The sequence below is a fragment of the Nocardia sp. CWNU-33 genome, from assembly GCF_046764895.1.
GTDB lineage: Bacteria > Actinomycetota > Actinomycetes > Mycobacteriales > Mycobacteriaceae > Nocardia.
The window spans coordinates 22,312-39,637 of the sequence record NZ_JBKOQN010000010.1 but is presented as its reverse complement, the minus strand read 5'-3'; the positions used below and the strand labels follow the sequence as shown (position 1 = coordinate 39,637).

The window sequence follows — 17,326 nt, the reverse complement described above, 5'->3', positions numbered from 1 at the left end:
GTCCCATAACCGACGGGATTTCGTGATGACTGCTGTTGTGGACCAGACCTGTGTCGCCCTCGCCCGGGTCTCCGGCGACGACCTCCGGGTGCCGCTCGTCCAGGGCGGAACGACCACCTACGCGAACTTCGACTACGCCGCGAGCGCACCGGCATTGGCGCAGGTCACCGACCGGGTGCAGCAGCTGTTGCCGTTCTACGCGAGCGTGCACCGCGGTGCGGGCTACGCCTCGCGGATCTCCACCGAGTGCTACGAGGCGGCTCGTGGTTCGGTGGCCAGGTTCCTCGATGCCGACGACGACCAGGTGGTGGTGTTCACCCGCAACACCACCGACTCGCTGAACCTGCTCGCCGCGTGCGTGCCCGGCGACACCGTGGTGCTGGATATTGAGCACCACGCCAACTTCCTGGCGTGGACACGCAAGGGTCGTCGCGTAGTCCGCGCCGCCGATACCGTGGCCGAGACCATCCGGCTGCTGGTCGCCGAACTGTGCAGCAAGCCCGCCGCGCTGCTCGCGGTCACCGGTGCCTCCAACGTCACCGGCGAGGTGCTGCCGTTGGAGCGGCTGGCCACCATCGCGCACCAATGCGGCGCGCGCATCCTGGTCGATGCCGCGCAGCTGGCTCCGCATCGCCGAATCAGCCTGCGCGACAGCGGCATCGACTACCTCGCTTGCTCCGGGCACAAGCTGTACGCGCCGTACGGCGCGGGTGTGCTCGTCGGGCGCCGCGATTGGCTGGATGCCGCCGATCCGTATCTGGCAGGCGGCGGCGCGGTTCGCGAGGTCAGCACCACCGGTGCCGACTGGGCACCCGCGCCGCAGCGCCACGAGGCAGGCTCGCCGAACGTCCTCGGCGCGGCCGCGCTCGCCGCCGCCTGCGACGCGCTCTGTGCGATCGATCCCGAAACCCTCGCCACCCATGAACGCCTGCTCGCCGACCGACTCCGCGCGGGCCTTTCCGCCATCCCCGGCGTCAACCTGCTGCGTATCTGGGACGACAGCCCCGACACCGTCGGCATCGTCGCCTTCACCCTGGACGGCTTCGTCCCCGGCCACGTAGCCGCCTATCTCTCCGCCGAACACGGCATCGGCATCCGCGACGGCCGCTTCTGCGCCCACCCGCTGCTGGCTCGCCTCGGTCTCGACGGCGCACTGCGCGCCAGCATCGGCCTCGGCACCAGCTCCACCGACGTCGACCGCCTCGTAGATGCCATCGCCACCCTCGTCGAATCCGGCGCCGGCTGGAACTACGCCGCCACCGACGGCCTCTGGAACCCCACCCCGGAAACCCGCCCCTTCACCAGCCCCGACACCACAGTCGGCGCCGCACCCTGCCGCATCGGCTGACCGGTCTGGGATACCGATCTATCTGGTCGTGCACTTGGACGCCGAACGGCGGGTCGAGATCATCCAGGAGTATCGCCTCGACTGGGCCAGCCAAAGTTATCGGCTCGCGGAGACACACCAGGATGTGCTGCGACTCAGCGAGCTCTTCCCGGTCGAGATCTTCTTCAGCGCGCTGGACGTCGGGTAATCGGGCTCATTCGCCGAGGGCGCTCGGGCGGTGGTAGCGGCCGTTGTAATAGAGCAGCGGCGCGGCGGCCGGTTTTTCATCGGTGTTGTCGTGGACACGGGTGACCAGGCCGACGGCGAGGGTGTGGTCACCGATGGGGATGAGCTGTTGGATGACGGCGCGGACCCAGATGGGGGTGCCGTGCAGGACCGGCTCACCGGTGTCGAGGGTGGTCCACAGTGAGCGGTCGGTGAAACGTTCCTCCGCGGCGCGCGCGAAGCGCTGGGCCAGGTGGTGCTGGTGTTCACCGAGGAAGTGGATGACCACCGAGTCGGCTTTCAACAGAGCGGCGATGCTCGAGGAGGTGTGCGCGATATTGAAGGAGACCAGCGGGGGTTGCAGCGACAATGACGCGAAGGATGTCGCGGTGAAGCCGACCGGGCCGTTCTCGGAGCAGAGCGTGACGACCGTGACGCCCGCGGGATAGTGGCGCATGGAGGCGCGGTATTGCTCGGCGGTGATGCCGCTCAGATCGTCGGGAATCCGGAAATTCGAGGCGGGCCGTTGTGCTTCGGTCACAGGTCGAAGCTACGCCCGGTTCGAGGGTGATGGGAGCCGGCGTCGTTGTTCGATTGCTGTTCGCGCCGGCTGCTGCGCTGCTCGCATGGAGTAATCGCAACCGGTCCAGATTCAATCCACGTCGATCGGAAGTCCGGCGGTGATGCGCACCAGTTCGCGAAAAGACGTGCGGAACACGGTGTCCGGATGCCCGCCTGCGGCCCACAGCTCGCGATGCTCGGAGAGTGCGGTATCGACCCAGGTCGGCAGGTTGGTGGGATGGCCGACCGGAGCGACGCCGCCGATCGGCTGGCCGGTGACCTCCCGCACCATCGCGGCGGGGGCGTGGGTCAGGGTTCCCTCGAGCCGCTCACCGGTGTTGCGCAGATCGACCTGATGCGCACCGGAAACCAGCAGGAGCACCGGGTCCTCGTCGAGCAGGAACACGAGTGATTTCGTGATTGCCCCCACATCGACGCCGAGTGCCCGCGCGGCATCGGCGGCGGTGGGTGTCGGTGGCTGCGTGACGATGACACCGTGATGGCCGCGCGCGATCAACGTGTCCGCGACCCGGCATGCGACCGGTGGTAGGGACCTGCGCATGAAACAAGGGTAGAGCGATTGCGGGCGATACGCCGGGCAAGTGAATCGGTCAGTAATCCGGGTAGCCGTCGGAGGGCCCGAGCATGGTGTCGATGTGCGCCCGGGTGATACGTGCGAGCTCGGTGACGACGCGCTGCGAGAACTGTTCGTGCACAACCGCATCGAAGGCGCGATTCAGATCGGGCTGGGAGAGCGCGAGTAGTTCGACATCGACCTTGGCCAGCAGTGCATCCCGGTCCGGGAACGGACGAGCGTCGGCGATCGTGGTTGCCCAGGTGACATTGCAGCAGCATTCGTACAGGGCATGAACGGCTCGGCCGCGACTGATCGTATTGAAGCTGTCGAGACCGATTCCTTGATGCATCAGCACGATGACCTCCGAGCCCGGTGAGCAAGTTTGCTGATTCGTTCCATCATGGAGCCGGCGTCGGACGAGGACCAGCGCGCCGCACCGTTCTTTGCACAGCATTTACATGCGGCGTTCCCTGTGCAGTGCCGGCTGGTGCCGGCATTTCCGGGATCCCGAGTCTTGGTCTCCGTTCGGCTGGATACGCTGTACAAATGACTGATTGGCAGGCCTTCACCGTCGAAACCAAGGACCACGTCGCCCAGGTGACGCTGATCGGTCCGGGCAAGGGCAATGCGATGGGCCCGGATTTCTGGCGTGAGCTGCCGGAGATCTTCCGTGGCCTGGACGCTGACCCCGAGGTGCGCGCGATCGTGCTCACCGGTTCCGGCAAGCACTTCTCCTATGGTCTCGACCTGGGCGCGATGGCGGGCACGTTCGGTTCGTTGTTGGCCGATAAGGCGTTCGCCGCGCCGCGCACCGATTTCCTGTACGAGGTGCGCCGGATGCAAGCCGCGGTGACCGCGGTGGCGGACTGCCGCAAGCCGGTCATCGCCGCAGTGTCGGGTTGGTGCATCGGCGGCGGGCTCGACCTGATCGCTGCCGTCGATATCCGCTACGCGAGCGCGGAGGCGAAGTTCAGCCTGCGTGAGGCGAAGGTGGCGATCGTCGCCGATATCGGGTCGTTGCACCGGCTGCCCGGCATCATCGGTGAGGGGCAGCTGCGCGAGCTCGCCTTCACCGGCAAGGACATCGACGCCGCGCGTGCCGAGAAGATCGGCCTCGTCAACGACGTGTTCGCCGATCAGGAGGCGGTGCTCGACGCGGCACACGCCACGGCACGCGAGATTGCGGCGAACCCGCCGCTGGTGGTGCAGGGCGCGAAGGATGTGCTCGAGCAGCGGACCAAGGATCAGGTGGCCGCTGGGTTGCGCTATGTGTCCGCGTGGAATTCCGCATTCCTGCCCTCGGAGGACCTCACCGAGGCCGTTCAGGCGGTGTTCGAGAAGCGGGCACCGGAGTTCAAGGGCCGGTAAAGGCCGGTAAAACGTTTGCCCTGGCCGCAGGCCCATCTACATACTTGCATCACACAACTAATTGATTCACGCAAGTAAAGGTAGGCCGAGTGGACGCTGAAGATGAGTCGGTCGAGACGATCGCGATCCAGCTCACGCGGCTACAGCGGCACCGCGACCGGGTCGCGGCGCAGTTGCGCACCAGCGACGGCGTGGATCCCGCGGCATTCGCGATCCTGTTCCGGCTGCTCTGCGACGGACCGATGCGCTCGGGTGCACTTGCCGAGGCGGTGCATTCGGACGCCTCGACGGTCAGTCGACAGGTCGCGCAGCTGGTGGAGCGGCAGCTGGTCGAGCGGCAGGCCGATCGATCCGACGGCCGTGCCACCGTGCTGGTCGTCACCGAGCGCGGCCGCGCTGTCGCGGAGCAGATCCGCAGGCGCAGGCACGAAAACCTGACCAGGGTGATGGCGGCTTGGACGCCGCAGGACCGGGCCCTCTTCGCCGGGCTGCTCCGGCAGTTCGTCGACGATTTCGAGCAGGCCAAGCCCGCCATGCTCGCGGCCATTCGCAGCAACCAGGACTTGTACAACAGTGAGACGGAGAACGATTCGTGACCGCACCGGCAACCGTGGAGGAGTCCACCGGTTTCACCCACAGGCAGATCTTGACCATCCTCAGCGGCCTGATGCTCGGCATGCTGCTCGCGGCGCTGGACCAGACCATTGTGTCCACCGCGATCCGCACCATTGCCGATGATCTCAACGGCTACTCGATGCAGGCCTGGGCGACCACGGCCTACCTGATCACCGCGACGCTGGCGACGCCGCTGTACGGCAAGCTGTCCGACATGTTCGGCCGCAAGCCGTTCTTCATGGCCGCGATCACCATCTTCGTGGTCGGTTCGCTGCTGTGCACAATGGCGCAGTCGATGTACCAGCTCGCGGCGTTCCGCGCCTTCCAGGGACTCGGCGCGGGTGGCTTGATGTCGCTGGCGCTGACCATCCTCGGTGACATCGTCGGTCCGCGTGAACGCGCCAAGTACCAGGGGTATTTCCTCGCGGTGTTCGGCACCTCCAGCGTGGTCGGCCCGGTGCTCGGTGGCGTGCTCGCAGGTCAGGACACGATTCTCGGGGTCAGCGGCTGGCGCTGGGTCTTCCTGGTCAACGTGCCGGTCGGGCTGATCGCGCTCGGCGTCGTATCCAAGGTGCTCAAGCTGCCCAAGCGCCCGAAATCCACGGACCGGGTCGACTGGTGGGGCGCGTTCGTGCTCGCCGTCGGGTTGGTGCCGCTGCTCATCGTCGCCGAACAGGGCCGCGAATGGGGTTGGGGCAGTGGGCGTTCGGTGCTCTGCTACCTGATCGGCGGGCTCGGCATCGTCGGGTTCGTGCTGGTCGAGAAGGTGTTGAAGGACAAGGCGCTGATCCCGCTGCGGATGTTCTCCAACCGCACCTTCGCGCTGGGCGTTGTCATTTCCTTCGTTGTCGGCGCCGCGATGTTCGGCGGTATTTCGCTGCTGCCGCAGTACCTGCAGGTGGTGCGTGGTGCGAGCCCGACGCTGGCAGGTCTGCAGATGTTGCCGATGGTGCTCGGGCTGATGACGGGTTCGGTCGTATCCGGACAGCTGATTTCGCGTACCGGCCGCTACCGGGCCTTCCCGCTGATCGGTGCGTCGATGCTGACGCTCGGTCTGTTCCTACTGCACTTCCTCGACGCCGACAGCCCGCTGTGGCTGGTCATGATCTTCATGGCCTGCACCGGTTTCGGCCTCGGCAACCTGATGCAGCCGCTGACCCTGGCGGTGCAGAATGCGTTGCCGCCCAAGGACATGGGCGTGTCCACCGCTGCCGCCACCTTCTTCCGGCAGATCGGCGGCACGCTGGGTGTCGCGGTGTTCCTCTCGATTCTGTTCGCACAATTGACCCCGAACATCTCCACCGAGATGAAGTCCGCGGCCACCGATCCGACCTTCCAGCACGCGGTCGTCCAGGGCGCGCAGAGCAGCAACCCCGCCGATGCCGCACTCGCGAAGGGCCTGCTCGCACAGGACACGTCGGCGGCGAGTGATGTGCTGAAGGACAGTTCGATAATCCAGCAGCTGAACCCCGATCTGGCGCGGCCGTTCAAGGTCGGGTTCGCCGAATCGATGTCGACGGTGTTCCTGACGGCGACCGCGGTCGCGCTGCTCGCGCTGATCCTGGTGCTGTTCTGGAAGGAGGTGCCGCTGCGGATGATGAGCGGAATCCAGGCGGCCAAGGGCGACGCAGCGGAATCGGCGAACGGTGCGGGACCGGATGCCGTGGAACGCACGGGACTGCCACTCGCGGGTGGCGAGGTGTTGAATCCGTCGGAAGAGGCCGTCGAGGCCGTGGCGACGTCGGCCAACGGCGCGGCGAGTTCGAACGGTGCCGCCAGTTCGAACGGTGTCGGAACGAAATCGGTAGGTAGCGCTGATTCGGCGTGAACAACCGACCCTGTCGCCGCCCGGTTCCGCCAGTCTCGGCGGTGTCGGGCGGCGGCAGTTCCCGGTGGGGCGGTCCGGCGGTGCGGGCATCGGCGCGAGCAGCGTGGGCTACGGTCGCGTCGTGACGATGTCGTGGGTGCGCTGACCATGCACTACCTCCGGGACCGGCTGCGGCGGCTGCCGTCGGCGATCGGTTACCTGGTCATCGGTGGCGTCACCTCGGTCCTGTCCCTCTTCGCCGTGATCGGACTGTTGCTGGTGGTCGCGCTGAGCCTGGTCGGTGTCGGGATTCCGGCGATACCCGAGGCGCTGCGGGTACTGCGACCCCTGATCGGAGTCGAACGTCGCAGGGCGGCTCGGCGGCTCGGCGAGCCCATCGAAGCGGTCTATCGGCCGATGGAAGGCGACCTGCGCAGGCAGCTTGCCACCGCATTCACCGATCCGGCCAATCGCCGCGATATCGGGTGGCTGCTGCTGCACGCGGTGACCGGAATCTATGTCGGGGTGCTGGCCGTCGCGCTGCCGCTGAGCGCGCTCAATCAGCTGGTGATTCCGGCGTATTGGCGGTTGGTTCCCGCCGGCTCGATCGCCAACTTCGGTATCGTGGTCGACTCGTGGCCGACGGCATTGCTGAGCATACTGATCTCGGTGCCGGTCGGAGCCGTGGCCTTACAACTGCCCGTGATCGCGGGATGGCAGGCCACGGCGGCCAAGATACTGCTCTGCCCACCGGAGGATGTCCTACTGGCCGACCGGGTGGCGGCGCTGACCGCGACACGGGCGGCCGCGCTGGATGCGCACGGCGCGGAGTTGCGTCGGATCGAACGCGATCTGCACGACGGTGCACAGGCCAGGATCGCCGCGGTGATCATGCAGCTCGGCCTGGCCGACCAACTGCGCGAACAGGATCCGGCGGCGGCACAGGGATTGGTGCGCAAAGCGCAGGACACCGCGACGGCGGCGTTGGCCGAGCTGCGCGATGTGGTGCGCAGCGTGTACCCGCCGGTGCTCTCGGACCGCGGTCTGGCGAGTGCGATCTCGGCGCTTGCCGCCCGCAGCGCCATCCCGGTCGTGCTCGACCTGAGCCACGTGGGCAGGCGGCCCGCCGCTGTCGAGGCAGCCGCCTATTTCGTCATTGCCGAGGCGCTCACGAATGCCACCAAACACTCTGGCGCCGAATCCATTTCGATCGTGCTCGGTGGTGCGCCGGAGGTGCTGGCGATCGAGGTCTGCGATGACGGCGTCGGCGGCGCCGGGGAGGCCTACGGCGGCGGGCTCGCAGGCATCCGGCGGCGGGCCGAAGCGCTCGACGGCCGGATGGAGCTGACCAGTCCGGACGGTGGCCCTACTGTGTTGCGGGTGGAGCTGCCGTGCGGGTCATGATTGCCGAGGACGATGCCCTGCTGCGCGAGGGTCTCGTGCTCCTGCTGAGCACCGCGGGCATCGAGGTGGTCGCGGCGGTCGACAATGCCGACGACTTCCTTGCCGCGGTGGCCGCCGATCGACCGGACGCCGTCGTCGTCGATGTCCGGCTGCCCCCGACCTTCACCGACGACGGGCTGCGTGCGGCGGTGCGTGCCCGCATCATCCACCCGGGCCTTCCGGTGCTCGTGCTGTCGTCGTATGTGGAGGACAGCTACGCCGCGGAACTGCTCGGCGACGGTGCGGGCGGCGTCGGCTATCTGCTCAAAGAGCGAGTCGGCAAGGTCGACCGCTTCCTGGATTCGCTGCGCCGGGTCGCCGACGGCGGCACCGCGATGGACCCCGAGGTGATTTCGCAATTACTGGTGCGCCGCACCGCCGATGACCCGCTCGGCGCGCTCACCGCCCGGGAGCGGGAGGTGCTCGCGCTGATGGCGGAGGGACACAACAACACGACGATCGCCGAGCGGCTGGTGGTCAGCGAAGGTGCTGTGCACAAGCACATTCGCAGTATTTTCGCGAAGCTCGGGCTGTCGGCCGATGAGGTGGGCCACCGGCGGGTGCTCGCCGTGCTCGCGTATCTGAACGCGTGATCGTGACAGGCCGGGCGCGCCGAATCGCCTGAACCTCGGTGCGGCTCAGGCGATTATCTCTCCGCTGTTCCGGCAAACGGCGCAGTCATGGCGCACCCGGGTCCCGAGATTGCCGGGACGATGGTGCGGCGGTGTCAGTCGGCTCGGCAGGTGAGGTCGGCGGCGGGCAGGGTGCCGTCGCGGAGGTAGGTGTTCACCACGTCGTAGGTGCAGATGTTCGGGTAGTTCCCGAAGATCCAGTGGATCGGGACATCCTGCAACGTGACCATGCGGGACGCCGACAGGTCGCGGTGCATGGCGACCGCCCCCTGGTGGGCGGTGCGGGTGTCGCCGGTGGACTGGACGATCAGGGCGGGGACCGCATTGCGCACCTGGGTCGGCGGTTCGGCGGGCGGCGCCCAGAAGGCGCACGGGGTGATGTTGTTGACGAACGCGCCGAAGACCGGTTGGGTCGCGCGACCGGCTTCGATATTGCGCCAGTACAGGGTTGGGTCACGAGGCGTTGCGACGTCACCGCACATGATGGCCATCTGGGCCGAATTGTCGCGCGGCTTCGCGTCGAGCATGAACGAGAACATGGCGTCGAGTTCCGGTGCGATCTCGACCGGTTTGCCTTCGGCAGCGTCGGCGACCTGACGGATCTGCCCGGCCAGCTTTTCATAGTTGCGCGGGTCGTCCAGTCCGATGAACAGCATCATCGGCAGTGTGTGGTCGTCGATGGCGAACTCGCCCAGCCGGATCGGGTCCGCGGCCGCGCGCCGGATCAGGTCGACGATCTTGCCGCGGACCTGTTCGCGGGTGGCGCCGAAGTGGTACTTGCCGTCGTCGGCCGCCATGAAGTCTGCCCACAGGTCCAGCGCGGCCTCGTTGGTCGGGCCCATGTCCTGCATCATGCCGACCGTGCCGTACCGGTCCGGATCGACGCTGCTGTCCAACACGATCCGGTCGCTGCGCTCCGGAAACATCTGGGTGAAAACCGCGCCGAGGTAGGTGCCGTAGGAGGTGCCGAAGTAGCTGGCTTTCTCGGCGCCGAGCGCGCCGCGGATCACATCCATGTCCCGCGCGGTGTTGCGAGTGGTGAAGTATCGCAGGCGCTCGCCTTCGGTGGCGGCACAGCGGGCGGCCAGATCACCTTGCGTGGCAACGGATTCCGCGAAACCGACCGCATCGATCCCGGCGGATTGCAAGCCGAAGCCGCGCGGCCAATGGCAGTCTCGCGGCGACGAGCGCCCGACACCGCGCGGATCCATGCCGATCAGGTCGTATCGGGCCCGCACGTCGGGGGTCATGCCCGCACTGACCTCGACCATGAAATCGAGTCCGGGGCCACCGGGGCCGCCGGAATTGGACAGCATTACTCCATGCCGCTGCGCCGGATCGGTAGCGGCCATCCGCGAAATCGCCACCGTGATCGTTTCGCCCTGTGGTTCGGAGTAATTCAGCGGCACCGAGATATCGGCGCATTGCGCGCCCGCCGGGTCGAGGCGTGGGTCGTCGCACGATTTCCATTGCAGCTGTTGGCTGTAGAAGCGATCCAGCGTCGGACCGTGGGCATCGGCGGGGGCGGCGCAGGCCAGACCGGTGCCCGCGAGGAGAGCGGCGAAGGTGGTCCGGACGGCCATCGTCGCCTTATGGCGTTTCACTGTCGATTCTCCGATGCTCGATCGAATACGAAGGTGGGGGCGTGGGTTTCGTGGGTCAGTCGCCGCAGATGGCGACCTTGAAGACGTTCTCGACCGCGTCGAACTCCGCTTGGTTGGTCGGCAGTTGATTCGTGGACACCACGACCGCGGTGCCGTCGGCGGCGACGCCGGTGCGGACCTCGAAGCCGGGGATGCTGCCGCCGTGTCCCCAGACCTCTTTGCCGCAGGGCACGGGGCGATGGATCAGCCCGAGTCCATAGCCGGCTCCCGGCTCGCGGTCGAAGGGCACGGTCCGCTGCATTTCGGCCAATTGCGCCGCGGGCAAAAGCTTTCCGCCGAGTAGCGCGCTGAAGAACCGATTTACCTCCGCGCCGGTCGAGATCATCGCGCCCGCTGCGCCGGCCCAGGAGGTTTCGGTGTTCGTGAAATCGACGCGCTTCCCCTCGACCGAGTGGTATCCGGCCGGATGCGGATCGCGGATTCCGGTGTCGCCGGGCGCGGGAAAGTAGGTCGCCCGCAGGCCGAGCGGTTCGATGATCCGGCGGGTGATCTCGGCGGCGGGCGATCGACCTGTCACCTTCTCGATCAGCATGCCGAGGACGATGTAGTTGGTGTTGGTGTACTCGGCGCGCGCGCCGGGTTCGTAATTCGGCGGCATGGCCATCGCCCTGCGGACCAGCTCCGCGGGCTCGAAGCGCTGCCACCGGATGGCTTCGGAGGTGGGGTCGAGCTGGGTGCCCCCGCTCGCCATGCCGCCGTCGACCGTGCCGTGACCGAGGTAGTCGGGGATGCCGCTGGTGTGCTGCATCAACTGCCGCACCGTGATTCGGTGGCCGTCGTTCCCATTGCCCTGCACCACGCCGGGCAGGTACTGCTCGATGGGGGCGTCGAGCTGCACCTTGTCTTCGGCCACCAACTGCAGGAGCACCGTTGTCACGAAGGTCTTGGTATTGCTGCCGATCCGGACCTGTGCGTCCGCGGCGAATGGAGTGCCGGTCTGCAGATCGCCGACTCCGGCGGTCAGGACTCGATGCCCGCCGGGGCCGTCGATGACCGCCTGAATGCCGGGGTAGCCGCTCGCGACGACCTGGTCCAATGCCCGCACGAGCGCCGGAGACGGCGCCGCCGTCGGGGTGGCGGGCGTCGAGGTGTCAGCACTGCATGCGGTCGCGGCGAAGATCGCCCCGACTGCGATTCCGGACAGCGCGACCCTGGTGGAATTTCGCCGAATGATGTTCATGAGCAGTGATTTCCTCCAGTTGAGCCCGGGAGTCGTCAGTGCTCCCTTTCGGATTCGAGCCTAGGAATTCCGGCGTACACCGCCCATGCCACGCGTACCCGAATTCGGGGTACCGGCTGCGGGGGTGGCGCGGTAGTGCCAGCACTACCACCGACGGTTTCGGCTTCGGGTGGCGAAGGTGAAACCTCCCGAGGGCTTGGTCGATCGAACCCTAGGGGTGGCTGTTCAGGGCACTCGAACTCCATAACGTGAGTGCGGTCAGAATCAACCTCGCTTTTCAGGAGAAATGAAATGCGTCTCAAATCCTTCTTTGCCGCGGGCCTGCTGGCCACCGCTGCCGTCGCCGGGGTGTCGACTGCAGCGAGTGCCTCGGCCGCACCGGAGTACCGCACGACCGCGACCGGTTACTACTACGGCACTTACGCGACCTACGGCGGCTGCCGTGCCGACGGTGAATCCCCCGTTACCGGCGGCTGGTACTGGGAATGCGTGGAAACCTGGAGCGGCTGGGATCTGTACATCTATTACTGATCGAATCCGCGGACCAGAGAGGGACATTCGGCCATGCCGGGTGTCCCTTTCGCCGTCATGAAAATCTCATCAATGCTCTGATTGAGTGTCATTTCGATGGTGCAGGGTCATCGATGCTCATTGGTGTGTCGCGGAGTGGTCGGAGATGGGAATACATGTTGAGGTTCGCTGTGCTCGGTGAGGTTCGTGCTTGGCGCGGCGAGACGGAAATCAACCTCGGATCCAGGCAGCGTCGGGCGCTGCTGGTCGCGCTGTTGCTGCGCCACGGGCGCGCGGCGACCGTCCATGAGCTGGTGGCGGGCGTGTGGGGCGAGCATCCGACACCGAGCGCGGTCGGTGCGGTGCGCAACCACATCCTGCACCTGCGCCGGGCCCTGGAACCCGATCGCCGGGCCGGCGCGCCACCCACCGTACTCGTCGGCGTCGGCGGCGGATACATGCTGCGGCTCGAGCCGGGCGCCGTCGATGTCGAGCTCGTCGAGGACTGCCTCGCGCAGCTCAGCGGGGCCGACACTCTCGACAGAGTGGAATCGGCAAGACAGCGACTGGATTCCGGGCTGCGCTTGTGGTCGGGCACGCCGCTGGCCGGCCTGCCCGGTCCCTACGCCGATCGGCAGCGTACCCACCTGATCGAACGCCGCGCCGCCCTGCTCGAACAACGCATCGAACTCGACCTGCGGCTCGGCCGCTACACCGAAGCCATCGCCGAACTGGCGCCGCTCAGCGTCGAACATCCGATGCGCGAACAGACCCGCGCACTGCTGATGACCGCGCTGTATCACGCGGGCCGCCGAGCGGAAGCGCTCGCCGTGTACGCCGACACTCGGCACATGCTCATCGAGCGGCTCGGCATCGAACCGGATAAACGGCTGGCTGATCTGCACCAGCGCATGCTGTGCGCCGAGCTGCCTGCACCGGGACTTGTCGAGGAGGCGCCGGCGTCACTGCCCGGCGCCCGTCGCGCACTGATGCGGGTCGCCCAGCTGCCCGCCGACATCGCCGACTTCACCGGCCGGGCCGAGACGATCCGGCGCATCACCGACCGGCTCACCCGCACCGACCGCAGTGCCGTCCCCGTCTGCGCGATCGGCGGCATGGGCGGGATCGGCAAGAGCGCGCTCGCTGTGCACATCGCCCACAGCATTCGAGACCGGTTCCCGGACGGGCAATTACATGTGGATCTGCATGGATTCGCGCACCCGCCGGGGCAGCACGGGACCGAGCGTTCCGGGACGCCTGCCATCGACACCCTCGGTGATTTCCTGCGCGCCCTCGGAGTACCCGAGGGCGAGATCGCCCCCACCCTTGCAGAGCGCTCGGCCCAATACCGCAGCTGTTTGGACGGCAGGCGCGTGCTCGTCGTGCTGGACAACGCGCGCGACGCCGAGCAGGTCGCCCCGCTGATTCCCGGCACGCCCGGTTCGGCGGTGCTGATCACCAGCCGATCGGCGATGGCCGAGCTACCCGGTGCACTCGACGTCCGCCTCGGTCTGCTCGGTCGGGACGAAGCGCGCGACCTGCTGGCCACCCTCGTCGGCGTCGATCGGGTCGCCGCCGAGCCCGCTGCGGTGGAAGATGTGATCACCGCGTGCGGTGGGCTGCCGCTCGCGGTGCGGATCATCGGGGCGCGGCTGGCCGCACGGCCGAGCTGGACCGTCGGCTGCCTGGCCGAACGGCTCATCGACGAGCAGCAGCGTCTCGGGCTGTTGCGCACCGGCGATCTGGCCGTGGAAGCGGCGTTCCAATTGAGCTACGACCAGCTGCATGCCGAACAGGCCACAGCATTTCGGATGCTGGCTGTGCCCGGCGTCGCCGAGATTTCGCTCGACGGTGCGGCCGCGATCCTGGGTGCGGACCGAGTGCTGATCGAGCAGGTGTGTGAATCCCTTGTCGATCTCAACCTGATGGAGTCCACCGCACCCGGCCGGTACAGCTATCACGATCTCTCGCGGTTGTTCGCGCGTGACCTACCGCCCTGCCCCGCCGCCGATCCCGCGTCCGGACCGCTGTCACGGCTGCTGGATCACTATCTCGCCACCGTGAAAAACGTAGTGACAGTGTGCAATCCGGGCACTCGACTGCCGGAGCATCTGCGCAGCACCGGCTCGAAGGGGATGTCCTTCGCCGACAGCACGGCCGCGCAGGCGTGGCTGAGCGCAGAACGCCCCAATCTGGTCTCGCTGTATGAACAGGCCGCGCAGGTGGGCGGGGCCGGGCTGCCGGTGGCCGCCGACATCGCATGGGCCACTGCGGAATTGATCGATGGCGGGCCCAACTGCCAGGAGTTGGCGCGGGCCCTGGAACTGCTGCTCGACGCGGCGCTGCTCGAGGGTGACCGCGCGGTCGAATGCCGGGTCAGGGTCGCGCTCGGCGCGATCTTCACCTACGCGCTCGGTGCGATACGCGCGGGTCGCGATCATCAGCGGATCGCGCTGTCCCTGGGCGGTGACTCGGGCACCGATGCCAGGCTGACGGCCTTTGCGGCGCAACTGCTCGCCTCGTCCACTCGAATGGGCGTCGAGGCCGCCGCGTCGCTCGCGCATGTCGACCGCGCGATCCGATTGGCGCGTCGCGTCGGCGATCCGGCGATCGAATGCACCTGCCTGGTGCACGCGGGCAAGACATTGTCCGACGCCGGTCGATTCGCCGAGGCCGAGGAACACGCCCGCAGCGCCATGGCGCTGGCCGCCGCGATCGGCAATCCTGCGCTGGAGGCGCTTGCCACGCATGAGCTGGGGGTGAGCCGCAGCTATCAGGGCGATCATCGCGGCGCAGTGGCGCTGTGCGGTGATGCGGTTCGGCTGGCCAGGGCCAGTGGCGTGCTGCTGCGGGAGGGTTGGGCGCTGGCCCGTCTTGCCCACGTGTACCTGATGGCGGGGAGGTTGACCGAGGCCGAGCCGGTCGTCGACGGCGCGGTGCGGGCGTTGACACGGGCGACCGGTCCGCTGCACCGCGCACGAGTGCTGGTGCTGCATGGTGTGATCCTGCAAGGGCTCGGACGGGCGGCGGACTCCGCTCGGGTGTTCCGGGCGGCCGCCGAGATCTTCGCACCGATGGAGGATGCGCATCTCACCCACGAGCGGCTCGACCACGAGCTGGAAGCGCCGATCGTGCTGCTGCTGCGCGAACATGTGGATCAGGTCATCGCCGAGCGTCGTCGATCCCGTCACTTGCGCGTCATGGAGCGCCCGTGACCTGGTGCACGGAGGGTCGGAAGGATCGAAACGACAAGAGCGGGAAGTCCGCTCGCGTTGGACTTCCCGCTCTTGTACGCCGGGGAATCAGTGGCCGCCGTTGTCCTGCAGCCGCTTGAAGGAGGCCTCCACCTCGGCCTCCGCCTCGGCGCGGCCGACCCACTCCGAGCCCTTGACGAACTTGCCCGGCTCGAGATCCTTGTAGCGCTCGAAGAAGTGCTTGATCGCCGCCAGCTCGAACTCCGGCACATCGGCCAGATCCTGGATGTGGTCCCAGCGCGGGTCGCCGGCGGGAACGCAGAGCACCTTGTCGTCGCCGCCCGCTTCGTCGGTCATCTTGTACATCGCGACCGGGCGCACCTCGATCAGCACGCCGGGAAACACCGAATCGGGGAGCAGGACCAGCGCGTCCAGCGGGTCACCGTCCTCACCGAGGGTGTTCTCGATGTAGCCGTAGTCGGCCGGGTAAACCATGGATGTGTAGAGGAACCGGTCGAGCCGGACCCGGCCGGTCTCGTGATCGACCTCGTACTTGTTACGGGAACCCTTGGGGATCTCGATGGTGACGTCGAACTCCACGCCATCTCCTTCTTTCGATGCATGTATGAGCCGAGCAGGCACGAACTGCCGACTTGTCAGGTTGTTCGGGGGAACGGTTGCGCAACGAGGATAGTGTGGTCGGCGAGCACATGGGTGCGGCAGGCGGCCGCGTTGAGGAGAGACGGCGGGACGTGGTTGGTCGGAGCAGTAAAAATATCGGTGGTCTGGCCGCCCGGCGGCGCCGCAACATGTGGGTCGGATTCTCGATTGCCCTGGTCGTGCTGCTGGTGGCGAGCGGAGCAGTGCTGCTTGCCCTGAAGCCGTGGACGGATGAATTCCGGCACGGCGGGCTGACGATCGCGGCCCCGCCCGCACCGGTCCGGCCGTTCCCGCAGGTTGCGCCCGCGCCGTCGAATGCGCCCGCGCCGACCCCCGCAGGCATCGCCGCTGCGCTCGCCGCCGTCGTCGGTAATCCGGATCTCGGCGCGTTCGCCGGATCGGTCAGCGATGCCGACAGTGCGACCGTGCTGTGGAGCGGTGACGCGAACAAGCCGATGATCCCGTCCTCCACCGCAAAGATCCTGACCACGGCCACCGCGCTGCTCACGCTGCCGCAGGACCATCGGGTGACCACTCGCGTGGTGGCGGGCTCGACGCCGAACGAGCTGGTGCTGGTCGGTGGCGGTGATCCGACGCTGACCGCGCAGCCCGACGGCAGGGGTTACTACCCGAACGGGCCGCGCCTTTCGGACCTGGTGGCCCAGATCCACGCGGCGGGCCGCGCGGTGGACACCATCGTGGTGGACATCTCCGCGTTCGCCGGGCCGACCATGGCGCCGGGCTGGGAACCCGTCGATATCCCCGAGGGTTCGATCGCGCCGATCGAACCGGTGATGATCGACGGCGGCAGGCTCGATCCCCTCGTCGAATACTCCCCGCGCACCGCGACCCCGGCGCTGGACGCCGGACGGCGACTCGCCACCGAACTCGGCCTCGACCCGGGCCGGGTCCGTATCGGCACGGCAGGGCCCGGTGCGCAGCAGATCGCGAGCGTGCAGTCCGCACCGCTGCGGGACCGCCTGCGCGACATGATGGTCCACTCCGACAACGTGCTCGCCGAGGCGATCGGCCGCGAGATCGCGGCCGCGACCGGAGCCGAGCCGTCGTTCACCGGGGCGGTCGCCGCGGTGACCGCCGCGCTGAGCCGGGCCGGATTCGATCTCACCGGAATGTCCATGCAGGACAACAGTGGACTCTCGACGGAGGATCGGGTGCCACCGCGGCTGCTCGACAAGATCCTGGCGACCGCGGCCAAGCCGAGCGGATCCAGCGCTGTGCGGCCGAGTAACACCATGGCCAGGCCCGAAACCGATCGGCTCGCGGTCACTTTGGCGCCGCTACTGGATGACCTGCCGGTGGCAGGTGCGACCGGCTCGTTGGCAGGCCGCTACGTCAGTCGGGACCGGGCGGGCGCGGGTTGGGTACGCGCCAAGACCGGAACTCTGTCGGTGGCCAGCACGTTGGTGGGTTATGTACTCGACCACGATGGACGGGTGCTGACGTTCGCGTTGATGTCCAACGAGCGGCCGCCGGAGGCCAGCAGGCCCGCGTTGGACGCGATAGCAGGCACGCTGCGCAATTGTGGATGCTCATGACGGGTGG

Annotated in this window: 16 protein-coding genes; 10 read left to right on the top strand and 6 right to left on the bottom strand. The window is 67.5% G+C overall.

Annotation, left to right across the window (positions count from 1 at the left end; genetic code table 11):
* Nucleotides 1-25 precede the first annotated feature (25 nt).
* Nucleotides 26-1,348, top strand: coding sequence for an aminotransferase class V-fold PLP-dependent enzyme (locus tag ACLMAL_RS15755; protein ID WP_411999742.1), 1,323 nt, complete (start codon nucleotides 26-28; stop codon nucleotides 1,346-1,348).
* Nucleotides 1,349-1,382: 34 nt separating this feature from the next.
* On the top strand, nucleotides 1,383-1,535 hold the full coding sequence (locus ACLMAL_RS15750; protein ID WP_411999741.1) for a hypothetical protein: 153 nt from the start codon (nucleotides 1,383-1,385) through the stop codon (nucleotides 1,533-1,535).
* Between the two features lie 6 nt (nucleotides 1,536-1,541).
* Here the strand turns inward: ACLMAL_RS15750 and ACLMAL_RS15745 are convergent, their stop codons facing one another.
* The 3 genes from ACLMAL_RS15745 to ACLMAL_RS15735 all read right to left on the bottom strand — a co-directional run bounded on the left by ACLMAL_RS15745 (nucleotide 1,542) and on the right by ACLMAL_RS15735 (nucleotide 3,039).
* The gene (locus ACLMAL_RS15745) at nucleotides 1,542-2,093 is read right to left on the bottom strand and encodes a flavin reductase family protein (protein ID WP_411999740.1); all 552 of its coding nucleotides are present in this window, start codon (nucleotides 2,091-2,093) and stop codon (nucleotides 1,542-1,544) included.
* A gap of 111 nt (nucleotides 2,094-2,204) precedes the next feature.
* Nucleotides 2,205-2,675 carry a YbaK/EbsC family protein gene (locus tag ACLMAL_RS15740; protein WP_411999739.1) on the bottom strand — a complete coding sequence of 157 codons (471 nt, stop codon included), beginning with the start codon at nucleotides 2,673-2,675 and terminating at the stop codon, nucleotides 2,205-2,207.
* A gap of 49 nt (nucleotides 2,676-2,724) precedes the next feature.
* Nucleotides 2,725-3,039 (bottom strand): 2-oxo-4-hydroxy-4-carboxy-5-ureidoimidazoline decarboxylase, encoded by a 315-nt coding sequence (locus ACLMAL_RS15735; protein ID WP_411999911.1) that lies wholly within the window; start codon nucleotides 3,037-3,039, stop codon nucleotides 2,725-2,727.
* A gap of 197 nt (nucleotides 3,040-3,236) precedes the next feature.
* Between ACLMAL_RS15735 and ACLMAL_RS15730 the strand changes: the two genes are divergently transcribed.
* The 5 genes from ACLMAL_RS15730 to ACLMAL_RS15710 all read left to right on the top strand — a co-directional run bounded on the left by ACLMAL_RS15730 (nucleotide 3,237) and on the right by ACLMAL_RS15710 (nucleotide 8,516).
* Complete coding sequence (locus ACLMAL_RS15730) at nucleotides 3,237-4,058, top strand: crotonase/enoyl-CoA hydratase family protein (protein WP_411999738.1); 822 nt, start codon at nucleotides 3,237-3,239, stop codon at nucleotides 4,056-4,058.
* A gap of 89 nt (nucleotides 4,059-4,147) precedes the next feature.
* On the top strand, nucleotides 4,148-4,654 hold the full coding sequence (locus tag ACLMAL_RS15725; RefSeq protein WP_411999737.1) for a MarR family winged helix-turn-helix transcriptional regulator: 507 nt from the start codon (nucleotides 4,148-4,150) through the stop codon (nucleotides 4,652-4,654).
* Nucleotides 4,651-6,501 (top strand): MDR family MFS transporter, encoded by a 1,851-nt coding sequence (locus tag ACLMAL_RS15720; RefSeq protein ID WP_411999736.1) that lies wholly within the window; start codon nucleotides 4,651-4,653, stop codon nucleotides 6,499-6,501. Before ACLMAL_RS15725 ends, ACLMAL_RS15720 begins: the two co-directional genes overlap by 4 nt.
* 132 nt (nucleotides 6,502-6,633) lie before the next feature.
* Nucleotides 6,634-7,884, top strand: a complete 1,251-nt coding sequence (locus tag ACLMAL_RS15715) for a sensor histidine kinase (RefSeq protein WP_411999735.1) — start codon at nucleotides 6,634-6,636, stop codon at nucleotides 7,882-7,884.
* Nucleotides 7,872-8,516, top strand: a complete 645-nt coding sequence (locus ACLMAL_RS15710) for a response regulator (protein ID WP_411999734.1) — start codon at nucleotides 7,872-7,874, stop codon at nucleotides 8,514-8,516. The genes ACLMAL_RS15715 and ACLMAL_RS15710 overlap by 13 nt, the downstream gene beginning before the upstream one ends.
* Before the next feature lie 134 nt (nucleotides 8,517-8,650).
* On the opposite strand, the gene ACLMAL_RS15705 is transcribed toward ACLMAL_RS15710, so the two are convergent.
* Nucleotides 8,651-10,159, bottom strand: a complete 1,509-nt coding sequence (locus ACLMAL_RS15705; RefSeq protein ID WP_411999733.1) for an alpha/beta fold hydrolase — start codon at nucleotides 10,157-10,159, stop codon at nucleotides 8,651-8,653.
* Nucleotides 10,160-10,214: 55 nt separating this feature from the next.
* Nucleotides 10,215-11,399: a serine hydrolase domain-containing protein gene (locus ACLMAL_RS15700; RefSeq protein WP_411999732.1), complete on the bottom strand. Its 1,185-nt coding sequence runs from the start codon at nucleotides 11,397-11,399 to the stop codon at nucleotides 10,215-10,217.
* Nucleotides 11,400-11,690: 291 nt separating this feature from the next.
* Here ACLMAL_RS15700 and ACLMAL_RS15695 point away from each other — a divergent pair, with 291 nt between their 5' ends.
* Together ACLMAL_RS15695 and ACLMAL_RS15690 are read left to right on the top strand one after the other, a co-directional pair.
* Complete coding sequence (locus ACLMAL_RS15695; protein WP_411999731.1) at nucleotides 11,691-11,930, top strand: hypothetical protein; 240 nt, start codon at nucleotides 11,691-11,693, stop codon at nucleotides 11,928-11,930.
* A 155-nt stretch (nucleotides 11,931-12,085) separates the two neighbouring features.
* The gene (locus ACLMAL_RS15690) at nucleotides 12,086-15,124 is read left to right on the top strand and encodes an AfsR/SARP family transcriptional regulator (protein ID WP_411999730.1); all 3,039 of its coding nucleotides are present in this window, start codon (nucleotides 12,086-12,088) and stop codon (nucleotides 15,122-15,124) included.
* An 87-nt stretch (nucleotides 15,125-15,211) separates the two neighbouring features.
* Here ACLMAL_RS15690 and ACLMAL_RS15685 read toward each other — a convergent pair whose 3' ends face one another.
* Entirely contained in the window at nucleotides 15,212-15,703 is a 492-nt protein-coding gene (locus tag ACLMAL_RS15685; protein ID WP_328408466.1) for an inorganic diphosphatase, read from the bottom strand.
* Between the two features lie 209 nt (nucleotides 15,704-15,912).
* Between ACLMAL_RS15685 and dacB the strand changes: the two genes are divergently transcribed.
* The gene (gene dacB / locus ACLMAL_RS15680; protein ID WP_411999910.1) at nucleotides 15,913-17,319 is read left to right on the top strand and encodes a D-alanyl-D-alanine carboxypeptidase/D-alanyl-D-alanine-endopeptidase; all 1,407 of its coding nucleotides are present in this window, start codon (nucleotides 15,913-15,915) and stop codon (nucleotides 17,317-17,319) included.
* Nucleotides 17,320-17,326: the final 7 nt, after the last annotated feature.

Excerpts from the sequence above, each read along its gene's own strand:
- ACLMAL_RS15690 (WP_411999730.1), top strand. The coding sequence starts at position 12,086 with ATGTTGAGGTTCGCTGTGCTCGGTGAGGTTCGTGCTTGGCGCGGCGAG.
- ACLMAL_RS15730 (WP_411999738.1), top strand. The coding sequence starts at position 3,237 with ATGACTGATTGGCAGGCCTTCACCGTCGAAACCAAGGACCACGTCGCC.
- ACLMAL_RS15755 (WP_411999742.1), top strand. The coding sequence starts at position 26 with ATGACTGCTGTTGTGGACCAGACCTGTGTCGCCCTCGCCCGGGTCTCC.
- ACLMAL_RS15735 (WP_411999911.1), bottom strand. The coding sequence starts at position 3,039 with ATGCATCAAGGAATCGGTCTCGACAGCTTCAATACGATCAGTCGCGGC.
- ACLMAL_RS15740 (WP_411999739.1), bottom strand. The coding sequence starts at position 2,675 with ATGCGCAGGTCCCTACCACCGGTCGCATGCCGGGTCGCGGACACGTTG.
- ACLMAL_RS15695 (WP_411999731.1), top strand. The coding sequence starts at position 11,691 with ATGCGTCTCAAATCCTTCTTTGCCGCGGGCCTGCTGGCCACCGCTGCC.
- ACLMAL_RS15700 (WP_411999732.1), bottom strand. The coding sequence starts at position 11,399 with ATGAACATCATTCGGCGAAATTCCACCAGGGTCGCGCTGTCCGGAATC.
- dacB (WP_411999910.1), top strand. The coding sequence starts at position 15,913 with ATGTGGGTCGGATTCTCGATTGCCCTGGTCGTGCTGCTGGTGGCGAGC.